The organism is Neorhizobium lilium (genome assembly GCF_004053875.1).
Taxonomy (GTDB): domain Bacteria; phylum Pseudomonadota; class Alphaproteobacteria; order Rhizobiales; family Rhizobiaceae; genus Neorhizobium; species Neorhizobium lilii.
Genome location: NZ_SBIP01000002.1, coordinates 1,130,401 through 1,148,755, shown reverse-complemented (window position 1 = coordinate 1,148,755; position 18,355 = coordinate 1,130,401). Strand labels below are relative to the sequence as shown.

Annotated in this window: 19 protein-coding genes; 13 read left to right on the top strand and 6 right to left on the bottom strand. The window is 61.5% G+C overall.

The window, feature by feature from the left end:
• The first annotated feature begins 25 nt into the window (after positions 1-25).
• The 10 genes from EPK99_RS11745 to EPK99_RS11695 all read left to right on the top strand — a co-directional run bounded on the left by EPK99_RS11745 (position 26) and on the right by EPK99_RS11695 (position 9,795).
• Entirely contained in the window at positions 26-1,030 is a 1,005-nt protein-coding gene (locus tag EPK99_RS11745; RefSeq protein WP_425374197.1) for an ABC transporter permease, read from the top strand.
• The gene (locus EPK99_RS11740; protein ID WP_128443202.1) at positions 1,027-1,956 is read left to right on the top strand and encodes an ABC transporter permease; all 930 of its coding nucleotides are present in this window, start codon (positions 1,027-1,029) and stop codon (positions 1,954-1,956) included. The genes EPK99_RS11745 and EPK99_RS11740 overlap by 4 nt, the downstream gene beginning before the upstream one ends.
• The gene (locus tag EPK99_RS11735) at positions 1,953-2,801 is read left to right on the top strand and encodes an ABC transporter ATP-binding protein (RefSeq protein ID WP_128443201.1); all 849 of its coding nucleotides are present in this window, start codon (positions 1,953-1,955) and stop codon (positions 2,799-2,801) included. Before EPK99_RS11740 ends, EPK99_RS11735 begins: the two co-directional genes overlap by 4 nt.
• Positions 2,798-3,586 carry an ABC transporter ATP-binding protein gene (locus EPK99_RS11730; RefSeq protein WP_128443200.1) on the top strand — a complete coding sequence of 263 codons (789 nt, stop codon included), beginning with the start codon at positions 2,798-2,800 and terminating at the stop codon, positions 3,584-3,586. The genes EPK99_RS11735 and EPK99_RS11730 overlap by 4 nt, the downstream gene beginning before the upstream one ends.
• Before the next feature lie 142 nt (positions 3,587-3,728).
• Positions 3,729-5,207 carry an ABC transporter substrate-binding protein gene (locus tag EPK99_RS11725; RefSeq protein WP_245582416.1) on the top strand — a complete coding sequence of 493 codons (1,479 nt, stop codon included), beginning with the start codon at positions 3,729-3,731 and terminating at the stop codon, positions 5,205-5,207.
• A 426-nt stretch (positions 5,208-5,633) separates the two neighbouring features.
• A complete protein-coding gene (locus EPK99_RS11715) occupies positions 5,634-6,584 on the top strand; it encodes an ABC transporter permease (protein WP_128443405.1) in 951 nt (316 codons plus the stop codon).
• Positions 6,581-7,399 carry an ABC transporter permease gene (locus EPK99_RS11710; protein WP_128443198.1) on the top strand — a complete coding sequence of 273 codons (819 nt, stop codon included), beginning with the start codon at positions 6,581-6,583 and terminating at the stop codon, positions 7,397-7,399. The genes EPK99_RS11715 and EPK99_RS11710 overlap by 4 nt, the downstream gene beginning before the upstream one ends.
• A gap of 18 nt (positions 7,400-7,417) precedes the next feature.
• On the top strand, positions 7,418-8,815 hold the full coding sequence (locus EPK99_RS11705; RefSeq protein ID WP_128443197.1) for an amidase: 1,398 nt from the start codon (positions 7,418-7,420) through the stop codon (positions 8,813-8,815).
• Between the two features lie 180 nt (positions 8,816-8,995).
• Complete coding sequence (locus EPK99_RS11700; protein WP_128443196.1) at positions 8,996-9,328, top strand: ElaB/YgaM/YqjD family protein; 333 nt, start codon at positions 8,996-8,998, stop codon at positions 9,326-9,328.
• The gene (locus EPK99_RS11695; protein WP_128443195.1) at positions 9,328-9,795 is read left to right on the top strand and encodes a hypothetical protein; all 468 of its coding nucleotides are present in this window, start codon (positions 9,328-9,330) and stop codon (positions 9,793-9,795) included. The genes EPK99_RS11700 and EPK99_RS11695 overlap by 1 nt, the downstream gene beginning before the upstream one ends.
• An 18-nt stretch (positions 9,796-9,813) precedes the next feature.
• On the opposite strand, the gene EPK99_RS11690 is transcribed toward EPK99_RS11695, so the two are convergent.
• A complete protein-coding gene (locus tag EPK99_RS11690) occupies positions 9,814-10,572 on the bottom strand; it encodes a Crp/Fnr family transcriptional regulator (protein WP_128443194.1) in 759 nt (252 codons plus the stop codon).
• Between the two features lie 132 nt (positions 10,573-10,704).
• Between EPK99_RS11690 and EPK99_RS11685 the strand changes: the two genes are divergently transcribed.
• On the top strand, positions 10,705-11,055 hold the full coding sequence (locus tag EPK99_RS11685) for a DNA-binding transcriptional response regulator (RefSeq protein ID WP_128443193.1): 351 nt from the start codon (positions 10,705-10,707) through the stop codon (positions 11,053-11,055).
• A gap of 64 nt (positions 11,056-11,119) precedes the next feature.
• Here the strand turns inward: EPK99_RS11685 and EPK99_RS11680 are convergent, their stop codons facing one another.
• Positions 11,120-11,686: an RNA polymerase sigma factor gene (locus EPK99_RS11680; protein WP_128443192.1), complete on the bottom strand. Its 567-nt coding sequence runs from the start codon at positions 11,684-11,686 to the stop codon at positions 11,120-11,122.
• Positions 11,683-11,868: a NepR family anti-sigma factor gene (locus EPK99_RS11675; protein WP_164901767.1), complete on the bottom strand. Its 186-nt coding sequence runs from the start codon at positions 11,866-11,868 to the stop codon at positions 11,683-11,685. Before EPK99_RS11675 ends, EPK99_RS11680 begins: the two co-directional genes overlap by 4 nt.
• Before the next feature lie 167 nt (positions 11,869-12,035).
• On the opposite strand from EPK99_RS11675, the gene EPK99_RS11670 reads away from it, so the two are divergent.
• Positions 12,036-12,830 carry a response regulator gene (locus tag EPK99_RS11670; protein ID WP_128443190.1) on the top strand — a complete coding sequence of 265 codons (795 nt, stop codon included), beginning with the start codon at positions 12,036-12,038 and terminating at the stop codon, positions 12,828-12,830.
• Between the two features lie 383 nt (positions 12,831-13,213).
• Entirely contained in the window at positions 13,214-14,155 is a 942-nt protein-coding gene (locus EPK99_RS11665) for a sensor histidine kinase (RefSeq protein WP_128443189.1), read from the top strand.
• Positions 14,156-14,468: 313 nt separating this feature from the next.
• On the opposite strand, the gene EPK99_RS11660 is transcribed toward EPK99_RS11665, so the two are convergent.
• The 3 genes from EPK99_RS11660 to EPK99_RS11650 form a co-directional block, all read right to left on the bottom strand.
• Positions 14,469-15,395 (bottom strand): ABC transporter permease, encoded by a 927-nt coding sequence (locus tag EPK99_RS11660; protein WP_128443188.1) that lies wholly within the window; start codon positions 15,393-15,395, stop codon positions 14,469-14,471.
• Complete coding sequence (locus EPK99_RS11655) at positions 15,388-16,398, bottom strand: ABC transporter permease (RefSeq protein WP_128443187.1); 1,011 nt, start codon at positions 16,396-16,398, stop codon at positions 15,388-15,390. Before EPK99_RS11655 ends, EPK99_RS11660 begins: the two co-directional genes overlap by 8 nt.
• 72 nt (positions 16,399-16,470) lie before the next feature.
• Positions 16,471-18,180 carry a peptide ABC transporter substrate-binding protein gene (locus EPK99_RS11650; protein WP_128443186.1) on the bottom strand — a complete coding sequence of 570 codons (1,710 nt, stop codon included), beginning with the start codon at positions 18,178-18,180 and terminating at the stop codon, positions 16,471-16,473.
• Positions 18,181-18,355 lie beyond the last annotated feature (175 nt).

Below are 18,355 nucleotides of genomic sequence, written 5' to 3'. Positions count from 1 at the left end.
ACGGCGCCGTGCATCGTCTTCCGTCATGGCAGTGCTGCGGTTCATCGTGACCGCGGCCACAACCTTCCTCGGCCTTCTGGCCGTCACCTTCTTCATCGGCCGCGTCGTGCCGATCGATCCGGCGCTCGCCATCGTCGGCGACCGGGCGCCGGCGCATGTTGTGGAGCGGGTACGCGAACAGCTCGGCCTCAACCTGCCGCTCTATGAGCAGTTCTGGATCTATCTCAAACAGGCGGTGACCGGGGATTTCGGCACGTCCGTGCTGACGACCAATCCGGTCATGGCCGATATCGCGCGGGTGTTCCCGGCAACCATCGAGCTTGCCACGATCGGCACCATCATCGGGGCGCTGATCGGCGTACCGCTGGGCGTGCTGGCGGCCGTCAAGCGCGGCAGTATTGCCGATCAGATCGTGCGCGTGATCGGCCTGATCGGCTATTCCGTGCCGATCTTCTGGCTGGGCCTGCTGGCGCTGGTGCTGTTCTACGCGCGGCTCAACTGGGTCGCCTATCCGGGCCGCATCGACATCGTCTACGAATACACGTTCACGCCGATTACCGGCTTCTACCTTCTGGATGCCGTCTGGCAGGGTCAGTGGGACGTGGCCTGGGACCTGTTCCGTCACATAATTCTGCCTGGCGCGCTGCTCGGCTATTTCTCGCTGGCCTATATCAGCCGCATGACCCGTTCCTTCATGCTGAACGAACTGGCGCAGGAATATGTGGTGGCGGCGCGGGCAAAGGGCCTGTCGGAAACGCGGATCATCTGGTTCCACGCGCTGCGCAATGCGGCAGTGCCGCTGGTGACGGTGATCGCGCTTTCGTATGCGGGCCTGCTGGAAGGATCCGTGCTGACGGAGACCATCTTCTCCTGGCCGGGGCTCGGTCTCTACATCACCAATTCGCTGCAGAATGCGGATATGAATGCCGTGCTGGGCGGCACGATTGCCATCGGCGTCGTCTTCGTCAGCATCAATCTCTTCTCCGATCTTCTCTATCGGACGCTCGACCCCAGGACACGAAACCGATGAGTGTGGTTGAGACACCAAAACCCTATAGCCGCGAATGGCTGCTCTCCGACCGACCGGCTTCCCGCCGCCAGGCCAAGCTTGGCCGCGCCTATGTGGTCTGGAGCCGGTTTGCGGAAAATCGGCTGGCACTGCTCGGGCTTGTGATCATCTTGGCTCTGCTGGTGGTGGCGGCACTTGCCGATGTGCTGGCGCCGCATAACCCGGTGCAGGGCGACCTGATGAATTCGCGGCTGCTGCCGCCCGGCTCCGCCGGCTACCTGCTTGGCACGGACGACCAGGGCCGCGATATTCTCTCGCGCCTCATCCACGGCTCGCGGCTCACGCTTTTCGTGGTCGTGCTGGTCGCGGTCATCGCGGCACCGATCGGGCTCATCGTCGGCACCGTGTCCGGCTATGCGGGGGGCTGGGTGGATGCGGTGCTGATGCGCATCACGGATATTTTTCTTGCCTTTCCGAAACTCGTTCTGGCGCTGGCGCTGGTGGCGGCCCTTGGACCCGGCATCGAGAACGCCATTCTCGCAATCGCCGTCACCTCCTGGCCGCCCTATGCCCGTATCGCGCGGGCGGAGACGCTGACCTTCCGGCATTCGGAATTCATCGCGGCCGTGCGGCTGATGGGGGCATCGCCCTTTCGCATCGTGCTGCGCCACATCATGCCGCTTTGCCTTTCCTCGCTGATCGTGCGCGTCACCCTCGACATGGCGGGCATCATTCTCACGGCTGCCGGCCTTGGCTTCCTCGGCCTCGGTGCCCAGCCGCCGCTTCCGGAATGGGGCGCGATGATCGCATCCGGCCGACGCTTCATCCTCGACCAGTGGTGGGTGGCCGCCATGCCGGGCTTTGCGATCCTGATCGTCAGCCTCGGCTTCAACCTGCTCGGCGACGGCCTGCGCGATGCGCTCGATCCGAAGGAGGCCGGCCAATGAGTGCGACATCGAACCAGCCGCTGCTGACGGTCGACGATCTGCGGGTGACCTTTCCGACCCGCACGGGCGAGGTGCAGGCGGTGCGCGGCGTCTCCTTCACACTTGGCCGCGAACGTCTCGGCATTGTCGGCGAGAGCGGTTCCGGCAAGTCGCAGACCGGCCGCGCCATCATGGGGCTCACGCCTTCGCAGGCGAAGATCACCGCCAAGACGCTGGCGCTGGGAAACCGCGACCTGCTGTCCATCTCGGCGTCAGAGTGTCGGCATCTGCGCGGCAAGCAGGTGGCGATGATCCTCCAGGACCCGAAATATTCGCTGAACCCGGTGATGCGGATCGGCCGGCAGATCATCGAGACGCTGAAGACGCACGAGAAGGTCTCGAACGCGGAGGCCAAGGCCCGCACACTTGCCATGCTGGAGGCGGTGCAGATCCGCGATCCGGAGCGGGTGTTCTCGCTCTACCCGCACGAGGTTTCCGGCGGCATGGGCCAGCGGGTGATGATCGCCATGATGCTGATCTGCGGGCCGGAACTGCTGATCGCCGACGAACCGACTTCGGCGCTCGACGTGACCGTGCAGCTGGAAGTGCTGGACATTCTCGACAAGCTGGTGGCGGACCGCGGCATGGGGCTGATTTTCATCTCCCACGACCTGCGGCTGGTCTCCTCCTTCTGCGACCGGGTGCTCGTCATGTATGCGGGCCGGGTGGTGGAGGAGCTTCCCTCGGCCGATCTGTCCCAAGCCCAGCATCCTTACACGCGTGGGCTGCTCAACTGTCTGCCGACGATCGGGTCCGACCGGCATCCGCTTCCCGTCCTCGACCGCAAGCCGGAGTGGCGGCTATGACCACAGTGCCTTCACCGAATGCTTCATCATCGGCCGGGCCGGTGGCTCTCTCGATCCGCGACATGGTCGTCACCTATGACGAGTTCAATGCGCTCGACCATGTGAGCCTCGATGTTGCCGAGGGCGAGTCCTTCGGCATCGTCGGCGAATCCGGTTCGGGCAAATCCACGCTGCTGCGCGCGGTGGCGGGCTTGGCAAAGTTCGGCCAGGGCAGCCTGGAAGTGAACGGCCAGTCCTATTCCGGCAGCGGCCGGAACAAGGAGTTCTACCGCACCGTTCAAATGGTGTTCCAGGACCCTTACGGCTCGCTGCATCCGCGCCAGACGGTGGATCGCCTGCTGCTGGAGCCGCTGGTGATCCATGGTTTCACCGACGTCGACGCGCGGATCTCGCGGGCGCTGGACGAGGTGGGTCTCGGTGCGGGCTTCCGCTTCCGCTATTCGCACCAGTTGTCCGGCGGGCAGCGGCAGCGGATCGCCATCGCGCGGGCGCTGATCCTGGAGCCGAAAATCCTGCTGCTCGACGAGCCCACTTCGGCGCTGGATGCCTCCATCCAGGCGGAAATCCTTAACCTGCTTGAAGACGCGCGCCGCGCCCGCAATCTCACCTTCGTCATGGTCAGCCACGACCTCGGCGTCATCAGCCATATGTGCGAGCGTCTGACGGTGATGAAGACCGGCAAGGTGGTCGAGACGGTGGCGGCGCAGGCGCTGGAGAAGCGAGAATTTTCTGCCGATTACACAAGGCAGCTGCTGGTCGCCAGCGAGGGTTTTAGGCGCGGCTAATCCATTCTCACTATGACAAATTCCCATTGTGCATCTGCGAAATAGCCCTAAACTGCCGGCCCATAACAAATGACGCAATGATAACAAGGGGATTGCCATGGGGGCGGTAGGTGTTTGGGGTCCGGTTTCGCGGCGTGTGCTGATGGCGTTGACGGTCGCCGCCGCCTGTTCCATTACAGCAGGCTCAGCTCTTGCCGCCTCGAAGACGTCCGTCACCATCGGCATGCCGATCGAGCCGGCCGGGCTCGATCCGACCATTGCCGCACCCGTCGCGATCGGCCAGGTGACCTGGCAGAACGTGTTCGAGGGGCTGACCACCGTGGACAAGGCGGGGCAGGTGCAGCCACAGCTTGCGGAAAGCTGGCAGATTTCGCCGGACGGCAAGACCTATACGTTCAAGCTGCGGAAGGGCGTGACATTCCACAACGGCGTCGCCTTCGACTCGTCCGTCGCCAAGTTCGCGATCGACCGGGCGCGCGGTGCGGATTCGGTCAATCCGCAGAAACGCTATTTCGCATCGATCGACAGCGTCGAGACGCCGGATGCGGCGACCCTGGTGCTGAAACTCAAGCAGCCGGCCGGCAGCCTTCTCTACTGGCTGGGCTGGCCGGCCTCCGTGATGGTCGAGCCGAAGTCGGCGGCGGACAACAAGACGGTGCCGGTCGGCACCGGCCCGTTCAAGTTCGTCAGCTGGGCCAAGGGCACCAAGGTGGAGCTGGTCCGGAACGGCGACTACTGGAACCACGCGACGCCGATCAAGCTGGAAACCGCAAGTTTCCGCTTCATCGCCGAGGCGCAGGCACAGGCGGCGGCGCTGAAGGCGGGCGACGTGGATGCCGTGCCGGAATTCGCCGCCCCTGAGCTGATAGACTCGTTCAAGGACGACAAGAAGATCGCGACCGTCATCGGCAATACGGAGCTGAAGGTCGTTGCCGGCATGAACAACACCCGCAAGCCGTTTAGCGACAAGCGGGTAAGGCAGGCGCTGATGATGGCGGTGGACCGTGCCACCGTGATCGACGGCGCATGGTCCGGCTTCGGTACGCCGATCGGCAGCCACTACACGCCGAACGACCGCGGCTACAAGGACTTGACCGGCGTCCATCCCTATGATGCGGCAAAGGCAAAGACGCTTCTGGCCGAGGCCGGCTACCCGAACGGCTTCAGCTTCACCATGAAGGCGCCGCAGATGGCCTATGCGCAGCGAACCTCGCAGATCCTGCAGGCGATGTTCGCCGAGATCGGCGTGACGATGACGATCGAGACCACCGAGTTTCCGGCGAAATGGGTGGCGGATGTGCTGAAGGCGGCCGATTACGACATGACCATCGTCGCCCATGCGGAGCCGATGGACATCGATATCTACGCCCGCGATCCCTACTACTTCAACTACAAGAACCCGGCCATCAACGAGGTTCTGGCCAAGGTGCAGGCCACATCCGACCCAGCCGAACAGGACAAGCTATATGGCGAGGCGCAGACCATGCTTGCGGACGACGTGCCGGCGCTGTTCCTGTTCGTCATGCCGAAGCTCGGTGTGTGGAACGCCAAGCTGAAGGGGCTATGGGAAAACGAGCCGATCCCGTCGAACGTGCTGGCAGAGGTGCATTGGGAAGAGTGAGGCGTTGGTGGCTTTGAAGAAGCACCCCTCCCCACCCTCCCCACAAGGGGGAGGGCTTAACCTGCCGTGCTGCCGAGGAGAATTCGAGGCAGAATTCGGGACGGCCGAATTTGGGGGAGTGTCGCCACAGGTTTTCTCCCCCCTTGTGGGGGACATGGCCGGCAGGCCAGAGGGGGTTTGCTCTACAGGCTCCTTCAAGATTGAGTTCGCTGAACCACCCCCCTCCGTCATCTCCCCCGAAACGGGGAGATCGGAGATGATGGCCCTGCCGTCACCGCCAACTCCCTCATCCCTGTGCTTGTCACAGGGATCCAGCAACGCCGTGTCGGCGGCGTGGGAGAATCTTTTCAGCCCAAAGACCCGGGCTGGCTGGATTCCTGTGACAAGCACAGGAATGAGGATCGTAAAAACGTGGCGGATCTCATCATGATCGCTATCCTCGTGCGCCGAACGATGAGCCTCATCGTCACGCTGCTGGTCGTCTCCCTGCTGATCTTCACGGTGATGGACCTGCTGCCGGGCGATCCGGCGCAGATCATGCTCGGCACTTCCGCAAGCCCCGAAACGCTGGCGGCCTTGCAGCACCAGCTCGGGCTCGACCAGCCGCTGCCGCTGCGCTACCTCGCATGGCTCGGCGGCGTGCTGAGGGGCGATCTCGGCCAGTCCTATACCTATGGCGTACCGGTGGCGGGGCTGATGATGGAGCGGCTTGCCGTAACCCTGCCGCTTGCGCTGATAGCGATGCTCCTGTCCGTGCTGGTCGCCATTCCGCTCGGGGTCCAGGCGGCACGGCGGCACAACGGCGTTTTCGATGCGGTTGCCGGCCTGTTTTCCTATATCGGCATTGCCGTGCCCGCCTTCTGGGTCGGGCTGCTGCTGATCATCCTGTTTTCCACCACGCTCGGCTGGCTGCCGGCCGGCGGTTTTCCCGGCTGGGATGCGGGCGTGTTTGCGGGGCTGAAGGCACTCTGCCTGCCCGCCGTGGCGCTTGCCCTTCCGCAGGCGGGGGTGCTCACCCGCGTCGCCCGCGCGGCGGTGCTCGACGTGATGAACGAGGATTTTGTGCGCACGGCGCGGGCCAAGGGCCTCAGTGAAAGCATGGCCGTCTGGCGCCATGCGGTGCCGAACGCGCTGATCCCGGTCGTCACCATGCTCGGCCTGCAATTCACCTTCCTGATTGCCGGCGCCGTTCTGGTGGAAAATGTGTTCAACCTGCCGGGGCTCGGGCGGCTTGCCTATCAGGCGCTGTCGCAGCGCGACATTATCGTCATGCAGGATGTGGTCCTGTTCTTCTCCGCGCTGGTCATCGTCATGAACTTTCTGGTCGACCTCGCCTATCTCGTCATCGATCCGCGGCTGAGGGCACAGGCGCAATGAGAAGGGTTCGGCATCGCCCCCTGTTTCTCGTCGGGCTCGGCATAACGCTGGCACTTCTGCTCGTTGCGCTTCTGTCGCTGGTGTGGACGCCGGTATCACCCTCCAAGATGAACATCATCAACAAGCTGAAGCCGCCGCTTGCCTTCGGCCTGTTGGGCACGGACAATTTCGGGCGGGACGTGGCCTCCCTGCTGATGGCCGGGGCCTGGAATTCTCTCTCGACCTCGTTCCTGGCTGTGGCACTTGGCGCTTCCATAGGTACGGCGGCGGGCGTGCTGACCGCCATCCGACGCGGCTGGCTGGAGCTCGTCGTCATGCGCGGCTGCGACATCATCTTCGCCGTGCCGCCCATTTTGTCGGCCATGATGCTGGCGGCCTTTATCGGCGGCGGGCGGTTCACCGCGGTGATCGCCATCGGGGTGTTCATGGTGCCGGTCTTTGCGCGGCTGACCTTGAGCGCGGCCTTGCAAGTGTGGACGCGGGATTATGTTCTGGCGGCGATCGGCATCGGCCAGTCGAAGTTGAGGATCACCTGGAACCACGTGCTTCCCAATATCGCCAGCCAGATCATCGTGCAGGTGACGATCCAGCTGGGGCTTGCCATTCTGACGGAGGCGGGGCTTTCCTTCCTGGGTCTCGGGTTGGCGCCGCCGGCGCCGAGCTGGGGCCGCATGCTTGCAGATGCGCAGACTTTTCTTGGCCAGGCGCCTTGGCTGGCGCTGCTGCCGGGCCTGGCGATCGCGCTTGCTGTGCTTGGGCTCAACATGCTGGGCGACGGGCTGCGCGATATTCTCGACCCTCGCGACCAAAGCTGATTTTTGAAAGAATTCGACATGAACGCGCTTTTGAAACTGACGATCCGCGATATCCTCGACCTTTACGAACAGCGGAAGCTCTCGCCCTCCGAATACTGGCAGGCGGTGGAAGGGCGGATTGACGCATTCGAGCCGCATGTGCAGGCGCTTTACCTTTACGACCCGGAAGACGCGCGCCGTCAGGCTGCTGCCTCCACCGAACGCTGGGCGAGGGGGGAGACGCTGGGCGTGCTGGACGGCATCCCCGTCACCATCAAGGAACTGATCGCGACCAGGGGCCAGCCGGTGCCGCTCGGCACGGCGGCGGTCGATCTTGTTCCCGCGGCTGAGGATGCGCCGGTTGCGGCGCGCCTTCGGGAAGACGGTGCGGTCATCTTCGCCAAGACCACCTGTCCGGATTACGGCATGCTGTCCTCCGGGCTTTCCAGCTTCCATCCCTTAAGCCGCAACCCCTGGGTCCTCAGCCAGAACCCCGGCGGATCGAGCGCCGGGGCGGCGGCAGCGGGTGCAGCTGGCTTCGGTCCTCTGCATATCGGCACCGATATCGGCGGGTCCGTGCGGCTCCCGGCAGGTTGGACCGGCCTGTTCGGCTTCAAGCCGAGCCAGGGCCGGATTCCGGTCGATCCCTATTATGTCGGGCGTTGTGCCGGACCGATGACGCGATGCGTGGAGGATGCGGCGATCTCCATGGCGACCCTGTCGCGGCCGGACTGGCGTGACGGCACGTCGCTGCCACCGAACGATTTCGACTGGCTGGATCGTTCGTTGGACCTCAAGGACATGCGGATCGGTGTGATGATGGATGCAGGCGTGGGGCTTGCCGCGGAGCCGGAGGTTGTCGATGCGGTAACGGCCGCGGCAAGGCTGTTCGAGGCGGCAGGCGCGCAGGTCGTTCCGGTTGCGCCGGTGCTGACCCGCGATATGCTGGACGGGCTCGACAATTTCTGGCGCGCGCGTTTCTGGGGCGACATCGAAAAGATGCCCAAGGAGAAGCGGGCGCTGATCCTTCCTTATATCTACGCGTGGGCGGAGGGCGGCGCTCATGTTTCAGGTGTCGATGCCGTGCGCGGTTTCAACCAGACGATGGAGATGCGGAAAGCGGCGTCCAAGCTTTTTGCCATGGTTGATGCTGTGATTTCGCCCACCAATCCCGTCGTGTCCTATCCGGCGGATTGGGCTTCTCCCACCAATGATCCGGCGCGACCGTTCGAACACATCGGCTTTACCGTGCCGTGGAACATGTCGGAGCAGCCGGCGGCCTCCATCAATTGCGGCTTTTCTCAATCGGGCATGCCGATCGGCTTGCAGATCGTCGGGCCGCGTTATGCCGACCTTCTGGTCCTGAAGCTCTCGCAGGCGTATGAAGAATGGTCCGGAGGCGTCCGAAACTGGCCGGAGCCGCCTCATGCTAGGTAGATTTTGCCTTGGCTATTTTTGCGTTCGTCGTGGTCCGACTGGAACAATCACGCTTTCGCCGCGTTTTGCCGCCGCAGCGAGGGCCAAGGTTCCCGCCTTGCTCGCCCCTGCGTTTGTCCCATTTCGCGCTGCGACATCCGCGCGCTTCCAAGCCTAGATCCGCAACAACAGGAGTTCCACATGTCATCCATCAACGATCTGCCGCATGACGGCCAAACCTCCGCCGCTTCCAAGGATGTGGAAGCACAGCTGGCCCAGCTGCGCGAAGATATTGCCGGGCTTGCCCGCAGCGTCGCCGCCCTCGGCAATGAAAAGGCGAGCGAAGTGCGCGGCAAGGCACGTCGGGCCGCCACCGATACGGTAGACGCCTCCCTGCAGATGGTGGAAGATGCGAAACAGCAGGCGTTGAGCTGGGAACGCGACGTGGAAGAACAGATCCGCACCAAGCCATTGCAATCCGTTGCCATCGCCGCCGGCGTCGGCTTCCTGTTCGCGCTGATCACGCGCCGCTGATGCTGGGAGCGCTTGGTCCCATTCTGGCGTCGCTCGCCGCCGTGGACATTGCGAGCTTCGTGCGCAAGTTCAAGCGCAATGCGGTGATCTATGCCTTCGTGCTCGTTTTCCTGCTGACGGCCTATGTTCTCGGCATAGCGGCGCTTGCCATCTACCTGGGCCAATCCTGGGGACTGCCGATGGGGCTTATTGCCGTCGCAGGCGGTGCGCTGGTCCTGGCCTTCATCCTCTACATATCGGCGATCCTGGCGAACCAGGCCGAGGAAAGGCGTAAGCGCGAGATCGCAGCCGCCAATAATCGGAAAGCCATGATGGTCACCGCTGCGGCGACCGCACTGCCCGCGGTTGCGAAGTCGCGATCACTGGTTATCCTCGCTGTCGCCGGCGGGCTTGGCTTCGTCGCGATGAAGGTACTGCCCTCCATATTCGGCCTCGGCCGTCGCCCGTCCGACACGGACGAGCGATAACCCGGAATCGAAGACCGATCAGATGAACGGTCGCTTGCTTTCCGCAGGCGGCCGCCATTGTGCGATATTCTGCAGACCTGGGGGATCGAGGATTTCGCATCCCCGGTCTAGCCAGCGGATGAGGCCCAGCGCCGCCACCTTGCGCAAGGTCTTGTTGGTGTGCACGAGCGAGAGCCCCAGCGTGTCGGCAACATGCTGCTGGGTCAGTGGCAGGGGCGCGTTCTGCCTCTGCGACAAGCTGCCGGTTCCGATAGCTCGGGAATATAGGAAAATCAGCAGGTAGGCGGCCCGTTCCAGGGCGCTTCGCCGGCCGATACTGAGCAAGTGCTCGTCGAGCATGGATTCCTCCCGCGCCGCGAGCCAGGTAATGTCGTAGGCCAGCGATGGATGGTGCTGGTACAGCGTCATCAGTCGCTCCCGCTCGAACACGCAGAGCGTCATCTTCGTCAGCGCTTCCACGGAATGCTGCATTTCCAGCATGATATTGCCCTGGAGGCCGATCAGGTCGCCGGGAAGAACATAATTTAAAATCTGCCGGCGACCATCCTCCAAGATCTTGTAGCGAAAGCCCCAGCCCGACAGGAGCGTGTACAGCTGCGGATGCCGCTCGCCTTCCACAACCACCGAGGTGCCAGGATTGGCAACGAGTTCCGCCACCTTGAAATCCTGTACGAATTCCAGTTCCGGCGGCGAGAAATCGCGGAAGGTATCAAGCCTGCGCAGAGGACAGCGAATGCAGGGGATGCGGGGAGGAAAGACCGGTTTTACGTTCGCCATGAAACTCTAAAGAAGATGAAGATGGCGGAACAATAGCGGGTCATATCGTGATCGTCTGTGTCTTTTTTAAATGACCCCGCGTTCTTTCGGTGTTCTACCACGAGAGTCATGCAAAATCATCGAAGGTCCGCATTGCGCATTCTCGTTGTCGATCAGGAATATCTCGTGGCGATGGAGGCCGAACGGATCTTGCAGGAGCGCGGCGCCTACGAGACGCAGATTGCCATGCCCTGGGAGCTGGCGAAGGCGCTGAAGGAGAGTGACTTCGATATGATATTGATCGATGCTATGGTTGTGGCGGCACCCGAATGCCAGGGCCTTATCCGGCAATCGGGTCTGCCTGTCGTGCTGCTAAGCTTCCGTTCGCATGATCTCGACGGCGTCCCGGAGTGGCCGGGTGCCCCTGTCGTGCCGAAGCCGTTCGACGATGAGCAGGTATTGCAGGCGGTCAGAGCGTTTCCGTTTGATCCTGAAACATTCTAGTGATCCTGAAACGCTCTGGGACGCCGAGCCATTGGACGCGGCGTCCTGATTTTAGACGTGAAGGTCAGCTGCCGAAGGCGCGTGCCGTGATCGCGGCATCGCCTGCGTCCGGGCCGTAGTCGCTTTCGCCCGACACGCCCAGAAGCTCCTGAAGCCTGGTGCGTGCACGGCTGACGCGGCTCTTGATCGTGCCGACAGCGCAACCGCAGATTTCCGCGGCTTCCTCATAGGCAAAGCCCGCTGCGCCAACGAGCACGATAGCTTCGCGCTGGTCGTCTGGAAGCTTGTCCAGCGCCTTACGGAAATCCTGAAGATCGAGGCGGCCATATTGTTCGGGGTGCACCGAAAAGCGCTCGCTGAAGAGCCCGTCGGTATCCTGAACCTCGCGGCCGCGCTTGCGCATCTGGCTGTAGAATTCGTTGCGCAGGATGGTGAAGAGCCAGGCCCGCATATTTGTGCCCGCAGTAAAGCTCTTCTGGTTCGCCCAGGCCTTCATGATCGTGTCTTGAACCAGATCGTCTGCCTTGTCGTGACGCCCGGTCAGCGAAACGGCGAAAGCGCGAAGGTTCGGCAACGAGGAAAGCAGGTCACGCTTGAAGATGCGATCGTCCGTATCGGCTTCGTTGCTCATTTCATATCCACCGACTTGGCGTTCTTCTCAGCCTGGTCCAGCCGCTCGAGGAGATCGAGGAACCGGTCGGGAATACCTTCTTCCTGCACAGCATCGTAAAACTCGCGCAGTTTGCGCGAGATGGAAGCATTTGGAGATGCTGTTCCAGGTCTGACTTCTTGAGGTTGAGCAGCTAAATTCATATCATTGTTTTTTCCGAGGTCTTCACTCATCACGCGGGCAGCCTGTTGCGATATCGTCGGGACAGGAAATACCCGAAGGTAAAAAAAGTTCCCCTCTTGCGGAACTTTTTTTTGACCCCCACGTTGTAAAGGCGTCAATTGCCCGCCTGGGCCAGGGGAGATTTTGTATGTCACTTACCACACGCGTTGCGTCTCACCTTCCATACCTGCGCCGCTATGCCCGTGCCGTAACGGGGTCGCAGACGTCTGGAGACGCATATGTCGCGGCGGTTCTGGAAGCCTTGATTGCCGACGTCTCGATATTCCCGGAGACGACCAAGGACCGCGTTTCGCTTTATAAACTATTTGTCGCAATTTTTGGTTCCACGGCCATAGAGATCCGTCCCATCGACTCTCCGTTTGCTTGGGAGCAGCGTGCAGCGGCCAATCTCTCCAGCCTTCCCTCGCAGGCGCGCCACGCCTTCCTGCTGGTGTCGGTCGAAGGGTTTACGATCGAGGAAACGGCCGAGGTTCTCAATGTCGGCACATCCGAGGTGAACCGCCTGCTCGACGAAGCATCCCGCGAGATTTCCCGCCAAGTCGCTACCGACATCATGATCATCGAGGACGAGCCGCTCATCGCGCTCGACATCGAGCAGATGGTGCAGGATCTCGGCCATCGGGTGACCGGCATTGCTCGTACCCACAAGGAAGCGGTGGCGCTGTTCCAGTCTTCCAGCCCGAAAATGGTTCTGGCCGACATTCAGCTGGCAGATGGTAGCTCCGGCATCGACGCGGTCAACGAGATCCTGAAGTCTTCGAGCGTGCCGGTTATCTTCATCACGGCCTTCCCGGAGCGTCTGTTGACAGGGGAGCGTCCCGAGCCGGCCTTCCTGGTCACCAAGCCATTCAATCCCGACATGGTCAAGGCTCTGATCAGCCAGGCGCTGTTCTTCAACGAGGCGGTGAAGGCTGCCGCCTGATTGGTGGCATGGCAGCGGCAGCGAGGAACAAATGCAGCAGGGGCGCGTTCTGGGGGCAACCGGAACGGAGAGGCCTCATGTATGCTGTGACCTTGTTTTCCTGTTGCCCGCTGCTTTTACAGCCTCCTGCATCGCATAGGGTGGGTCGGCGCCAACCGGCGCCTGTTTCGGGCTCCGTGGAAATCCTCCTCGACGCCTGCTGATGGCCTCGAAAGAACGTTATGCTGCATTTGATCTTTTATAACGATGAATAGTCAGATATCTGAAGGCTTCCTAAAAATGCCTTCGGTTTTCCGGACGACCGCAAATGGAGAGATGAATTGTCGCATCCGCTGACATGGCAGCTAGCTGGTCAGAGTGATGACAAATTGCGGGAGTTCCTGATGCCCGCACTCATCGATCTCGGCGCAAGCATCACCATCCAGGACGCACGGCAGAACTATCTGCTTGTCACCAATCTCCCGGATGTCTGGGCGGTCGAACGTCTTATGGCGCCGAGCGACGTCAGCCTGTTCGGCTCCGAAATTGCTGGCAAGCTTTCTCTGCTGAAGCAGGAGATGACCCAGTCGGGCCGAAAGGCGCATCTGGAGGTGACGGTCGGCTCCGACCAAGTTTACGAGTTTCGTGTCCAGGCGGTGGAGTTTCAACAGGGCGGCATCCATCTCGTCACGACAATCATCGACCGTTCGGAGGAGCGCCACCGCGAGCGGCTGCTGCGAGCCCTGCTGCGAGAAGTCAGCCACCGGTCGAAGAACCTTCTGGCGATCATCCAGAGCATCGCGCTGCAGACGGCACGCTATTCCGGCTCGCTCGACCTGTTTCTCCACAAGTTCCGCGGGCGGCTTTATTCGCTTTCGCAAAGTCAGGATCTGATCACAGATTCCAGCTGGCGGGGTGCGTATTTCTTCGAGCTCGTGCAGCAGCAAACGGAAAAATACCTGCCTGAAAACACGCATCTTGTGCATGTGTCGGGTGACAATGTGCTGTTGACGCCGAACGCCTCGCTGCATCTCGGACTGGCCTTGCACGAACTCATCGTCAATGCGGTCAGCCACGGATCGGTGCTGCGCAGCGGTCGGGTGATCGAGGTCACCTGCACCCGAGTTCCTGTCAACGGGCATGATTCCCTAGAAATGCTCTGGGACGAAGTTCTAGACGCTGACAAATCGTCCGACGGCGGCGAGGATGCGCTCAAGGCCCATTTCGGCAGCACCGTGCTTGAGCGGGTTGTGCCCGCATCGGTCAATGGCAAGGCGCAATATACGATTTCCAACGGCCGCATCAGCTACCGGCTGGTCTTCCCGCTGGAAATCGGCAGCGACTGAATTTCCGGAATGTGGATGAGAGCGAAGGCCGCCGGCAGGCGCAGATGACGCATGTAAGGCCGGCTTCGGATCGTTGGACTGAGGCGATCAGTGCCCAAAGCAAAACTGGCTCGGTTCCACAGGGGAGCCGAGCCAGTTTGTCTCTTCGAGGGGGATTGAAGAGTTTGTCCGAAGGCTCTTGTAGGGCGGGGGACGGGGGTCGCCTTCAGACATGATCATAACGACGAGGCAGAGCTTAAGTTCCAGGGATGCTCAAAAAAATTCGGGAGACTTTCAGGCACCTCCGGCAACGATGCTGGCGGTGCCATCATGTCTACCGCTTGAGGCTGCGGGGATCGAGCGCGTCCCGGATGGCGTCGCCGACATAGTTGACGCTGAGGACGGTGAGCGAGATGGCAAGTCCCGGCCACAGAACCCGTGATGGCGTCAGCTGCAGGAAGTTCGCGCCATCGAACAGAAGCCGGCCCCAGGTGGGGAAGTCCGAAGGGAAGCCGAGGCCAAGAAAGCTCAGGGCGGACTCCGTGATGATCGCTGAAGCGATCCCGAGCGTGGCCGAAACCATGATCGAGCTCAGCACATTGGGCAGGATGTGGCGCCAGATGATACGGTATTCGCGCATGCCGCTCGATTTGGCGGCAAGGATGAATTCCTGGGTTTTGACGGCCAGGACATCGCCCCGCACGATACGCGCCGTGTGCATCCAGCTCGTCACGCCGATCACGAAGACGATCAGGATGAAGATGCCGGTTTCCGGCCCGAAAGCCGCGCGCAAAGTATCGCGGAACAGCATGAGGATGACCAGCAGCAGCGGCAATAGCGGCAGGGCAAGGAACAGGTCGGTCAGCCGCATCAATGGGCCGTCGAGGCGGCGGAAATAGCCGGACAGCACGCCCACCAGCGTACCGAGGAAGAGCGCGAGCAGCATCGCGGTGAAGCCGACCGCAAGTGAGGTACGCCCGCCGGCCAGGACCTGTGCCAGCATGTCCTTGCCGAGATTGTCGGTGCCGAACGGATGGGCGAACGACGGATACTGGTTCTTGTCGCGGATGTTGATGGCGTTCGGCGCGACCCGGTGGATATAGGGCCCGACATAGACGGCCAGCACGATGAAGACGAAGACGATCAGCCCGACGACGCCGCCTCGGTGGGCCCGAAACTGCCGCCATATATCGATAAGCGCGGAGCGGGCAGGGCTCGGAGCCGCCGTCGGCGGGGCAGAAGCCAGGGTTGCATCAGTCATAACGGATCCTCGGATCAAGAATGCCGTAAAGCACATCGGCGATGAGGTTGAAGAGCACGATCAGCACGGCGAAGATGAAGGTCAGCGTCTGCACCAGCGGAATATCCGCTCCCTGCACGGCAATGATCAGCAATTGCCCAAGACCGTTCACCCGGAAGATCTGCTCCGTGATGATAGCGCCGGAGAAGATGGTCGGCACGCCGAGTGCAATCACGGTCACCACGGGGATGAGGCTGTTGCGCAGCACATGCACCAGAAGCACGGCCTTTTCCTTGACGCCCTTGGCGCGCGCGGTTCGCACGTAATCCTGGTGCAGGTTATCCAGCATGGAGGCGCGCACGAAGCGGGTGATCTGCGAGGCGTTGTAAAGCGACAGCACGGTCACCGGCAGGACCATCTGCTTCATCTGAGCAACGAAGCTCGATATATCGGTGACTTGCAGATTGGTGTCGTAGACCGAAGGGAACCACTGCAGATAGGAGGAGAAGATGACGATCAGCAGCACGCCGGTGAAGAAGGTCGGCACGGAATAGCCGACCATGGAAACGAAAGTGCCGATCTGGTCGAAGATCGAATACTGCCGGTAGGCCGAGATGACCCCGATCGGAATGGCAATCAGGATGCCGAAGACATAGGCGAGGCCGACGACCCAAAGCGTCTGAGGCATGCGCTGCACGATCAGGTCTACCACAGGGCTGCGGGTCGCCCATGACAGCACCCGCATGCGGTGGCCATCCCCGAACTGCCATCCGGTCAGCTTTTCCAGAATATTGAGAGGCTCGTTGATGAAGAACTGCTGCAGCCAATACATGTACCGGACGAAGAAGGGCTGATCGAGCCCCAGCGATGCGCGGATCTGTTCGCGAACTTCGGGCGGAATGGTCAGCGGCAGGTCGCCGGTCGGATCGTTGGGCGCAAGGTCGAGCAGCGCGAAGATCACGAAGCTGATGACCAGGAGAGTCGGGATCGCGAACAGCAATCGCCGCAATGTGTATGTGAACATTCAGATGTCTCCAGACGAGCGCGGAGAAGGTACATTGCCGGGCTTGCAAAAGTGCAGGCCCGGCGATGGTGATTACTTCTTGCGCGACCAGTCTGCGACGTTCCAGAGCTCGGAATCCCAGCCGTTCATCTTCACGCCTTCGAGCGTGAGCGAATGCGACGAGATGCTGCCGCGGTGGACGAGCGGGATCAGCGCCCCTTCCTCTGTCAGCATGTCGTTCAACTCCTTGGAGAGGGTTTCCCGCTTTGCCGGGTCTGCGGTCTTGGAGAGTTCGGCGACTTTCTTGTCGTAGTCCGGATTGCAGTAGCGGACTTCGTTCTCGCCCTGCCAGCCACTGGCGGGCGTGGGGATCTTGTCGCACAGCCAGCCGGCCAGGTATTTTTCCGGATCTGTGCCATCGAAATTGTTCGTCAGCATTTCGATGTCGGCATAGAACTTCTGGAAGGTGTCCGGGCTTGCCGGGTCGCCGCCGAAATAGACTGAGGCGCTGATATTGCGAAGTTCGGTGGCAACGCCGATCTGCGACCACATGTCCTTCACCAGTTCCTGGGTGGCTTGGCGCACGGAATTTGTCGAGGTCTGGTAGAGGAAGGAGAGCTTGATGCCGTTCTTGGCGCGGATGCCATCCGATCCTTTCTTCCAGCCTGCATCATCGAGCAGTTTGTTGGCGCCCGCGATATCCTGCTTCAGGCACCAGCTGTCATTCTTGGTGGAGGCGACATTGGCCGGAGCGGGAACGATGTTGCAGGTGGGCCTGCCGGCTGCGCCGTAACCGGTCTCGACGATAACGTCGCGGTCGATGGCGAGCGTGAGCGCGCGGCGAACGGCCGGGTCGGATAGGGCAGGATGCGGACCGCCTTCCTTGGTGGCGCGCTTGTCGCCCAGCTTGGGATCAGGGTTGAAGTGGTTGAGGTTGATACGCTCGACCTGAGTGCCGAAGGCAGTTTCGAGCGTGCCCTTGCCGGCCTTCAGCATGGTGGCGAGCACTTCCGGCTCCACCTGCATGTTCCAGCCATAATCGTATTCGCCGGTTTCGAGAACGGCGCGGGCCGCCGAAGCTGCATCGCCGCCGCCCTTGAGCGTCACGCTGGCAAAGGCCGGCTTGGCCGGATCGCGGTAGTTCTTGTTAGCGGTAAAGGTGATCACGTCGTTCGGCTTGAATTCCTTCACCATGAAAGGCCCAGTGCCGATCGGTCCGAAATTGGCCGAGGTGCAGCCCGGAGCGGCGGCGCCTACGCATTTCTCAAACTGCTTTTTCTGGATGATCGGCGACTGCGCGCCGACAAAGGCGCTGTACGGATAAGGTTTCGGTTCGGCGAAGGTGATCTTGACCGTATGCGGATCCGGCGCCTCGACCGATTTTACGCCTTCGAAATAGGCGCTCTGAGCGCAACCGCCGTCCGGCGCCTTGCAATACTGCCAGGTGAAGATGGCATCATCAGCGGTAAAGGCCGTGCCGTCCGACCATTTGAGATCGGGCTTCAGCTTCCAGGTCATGCTGAGCAGGTCTTTCGCTACGCCGCCGTTTTCGACCGTGGGAATCTCGGTCACCAGCATCGGCACCAGCGCGCCTTTTTCGTCATAACGGGCAAGCGGTTCGATGACCATGGAGGAGGCATAGACCTCCTTCGTTCCCCCCGATAGATACGGATTCATCGTCGATACGGCCTGCCAGAACAGGATCTTCAAGTCGCCATCCGTTCCTCGCTGGGCATGGGCCGCCGATCCCGCGAATGCGAGTGCGGCCGCTGTGCCAACCAGGAGGAGTCTCAATTTCTTCATGCTGCTATTCCCCTTTATGTGTGCTTTTGGCTAGTGCTGAAGCCTGCACCCTATGTCGGTGCTTCGCCTTCAGTCATGTGGGTCAAAAAGTCGTCAAGCCACTGACGCCACAGTGCAATTCTCGCTTCGCCCTCCATATGAATTTAAATGCGAAAGAGAATGATCATGTCGCGCA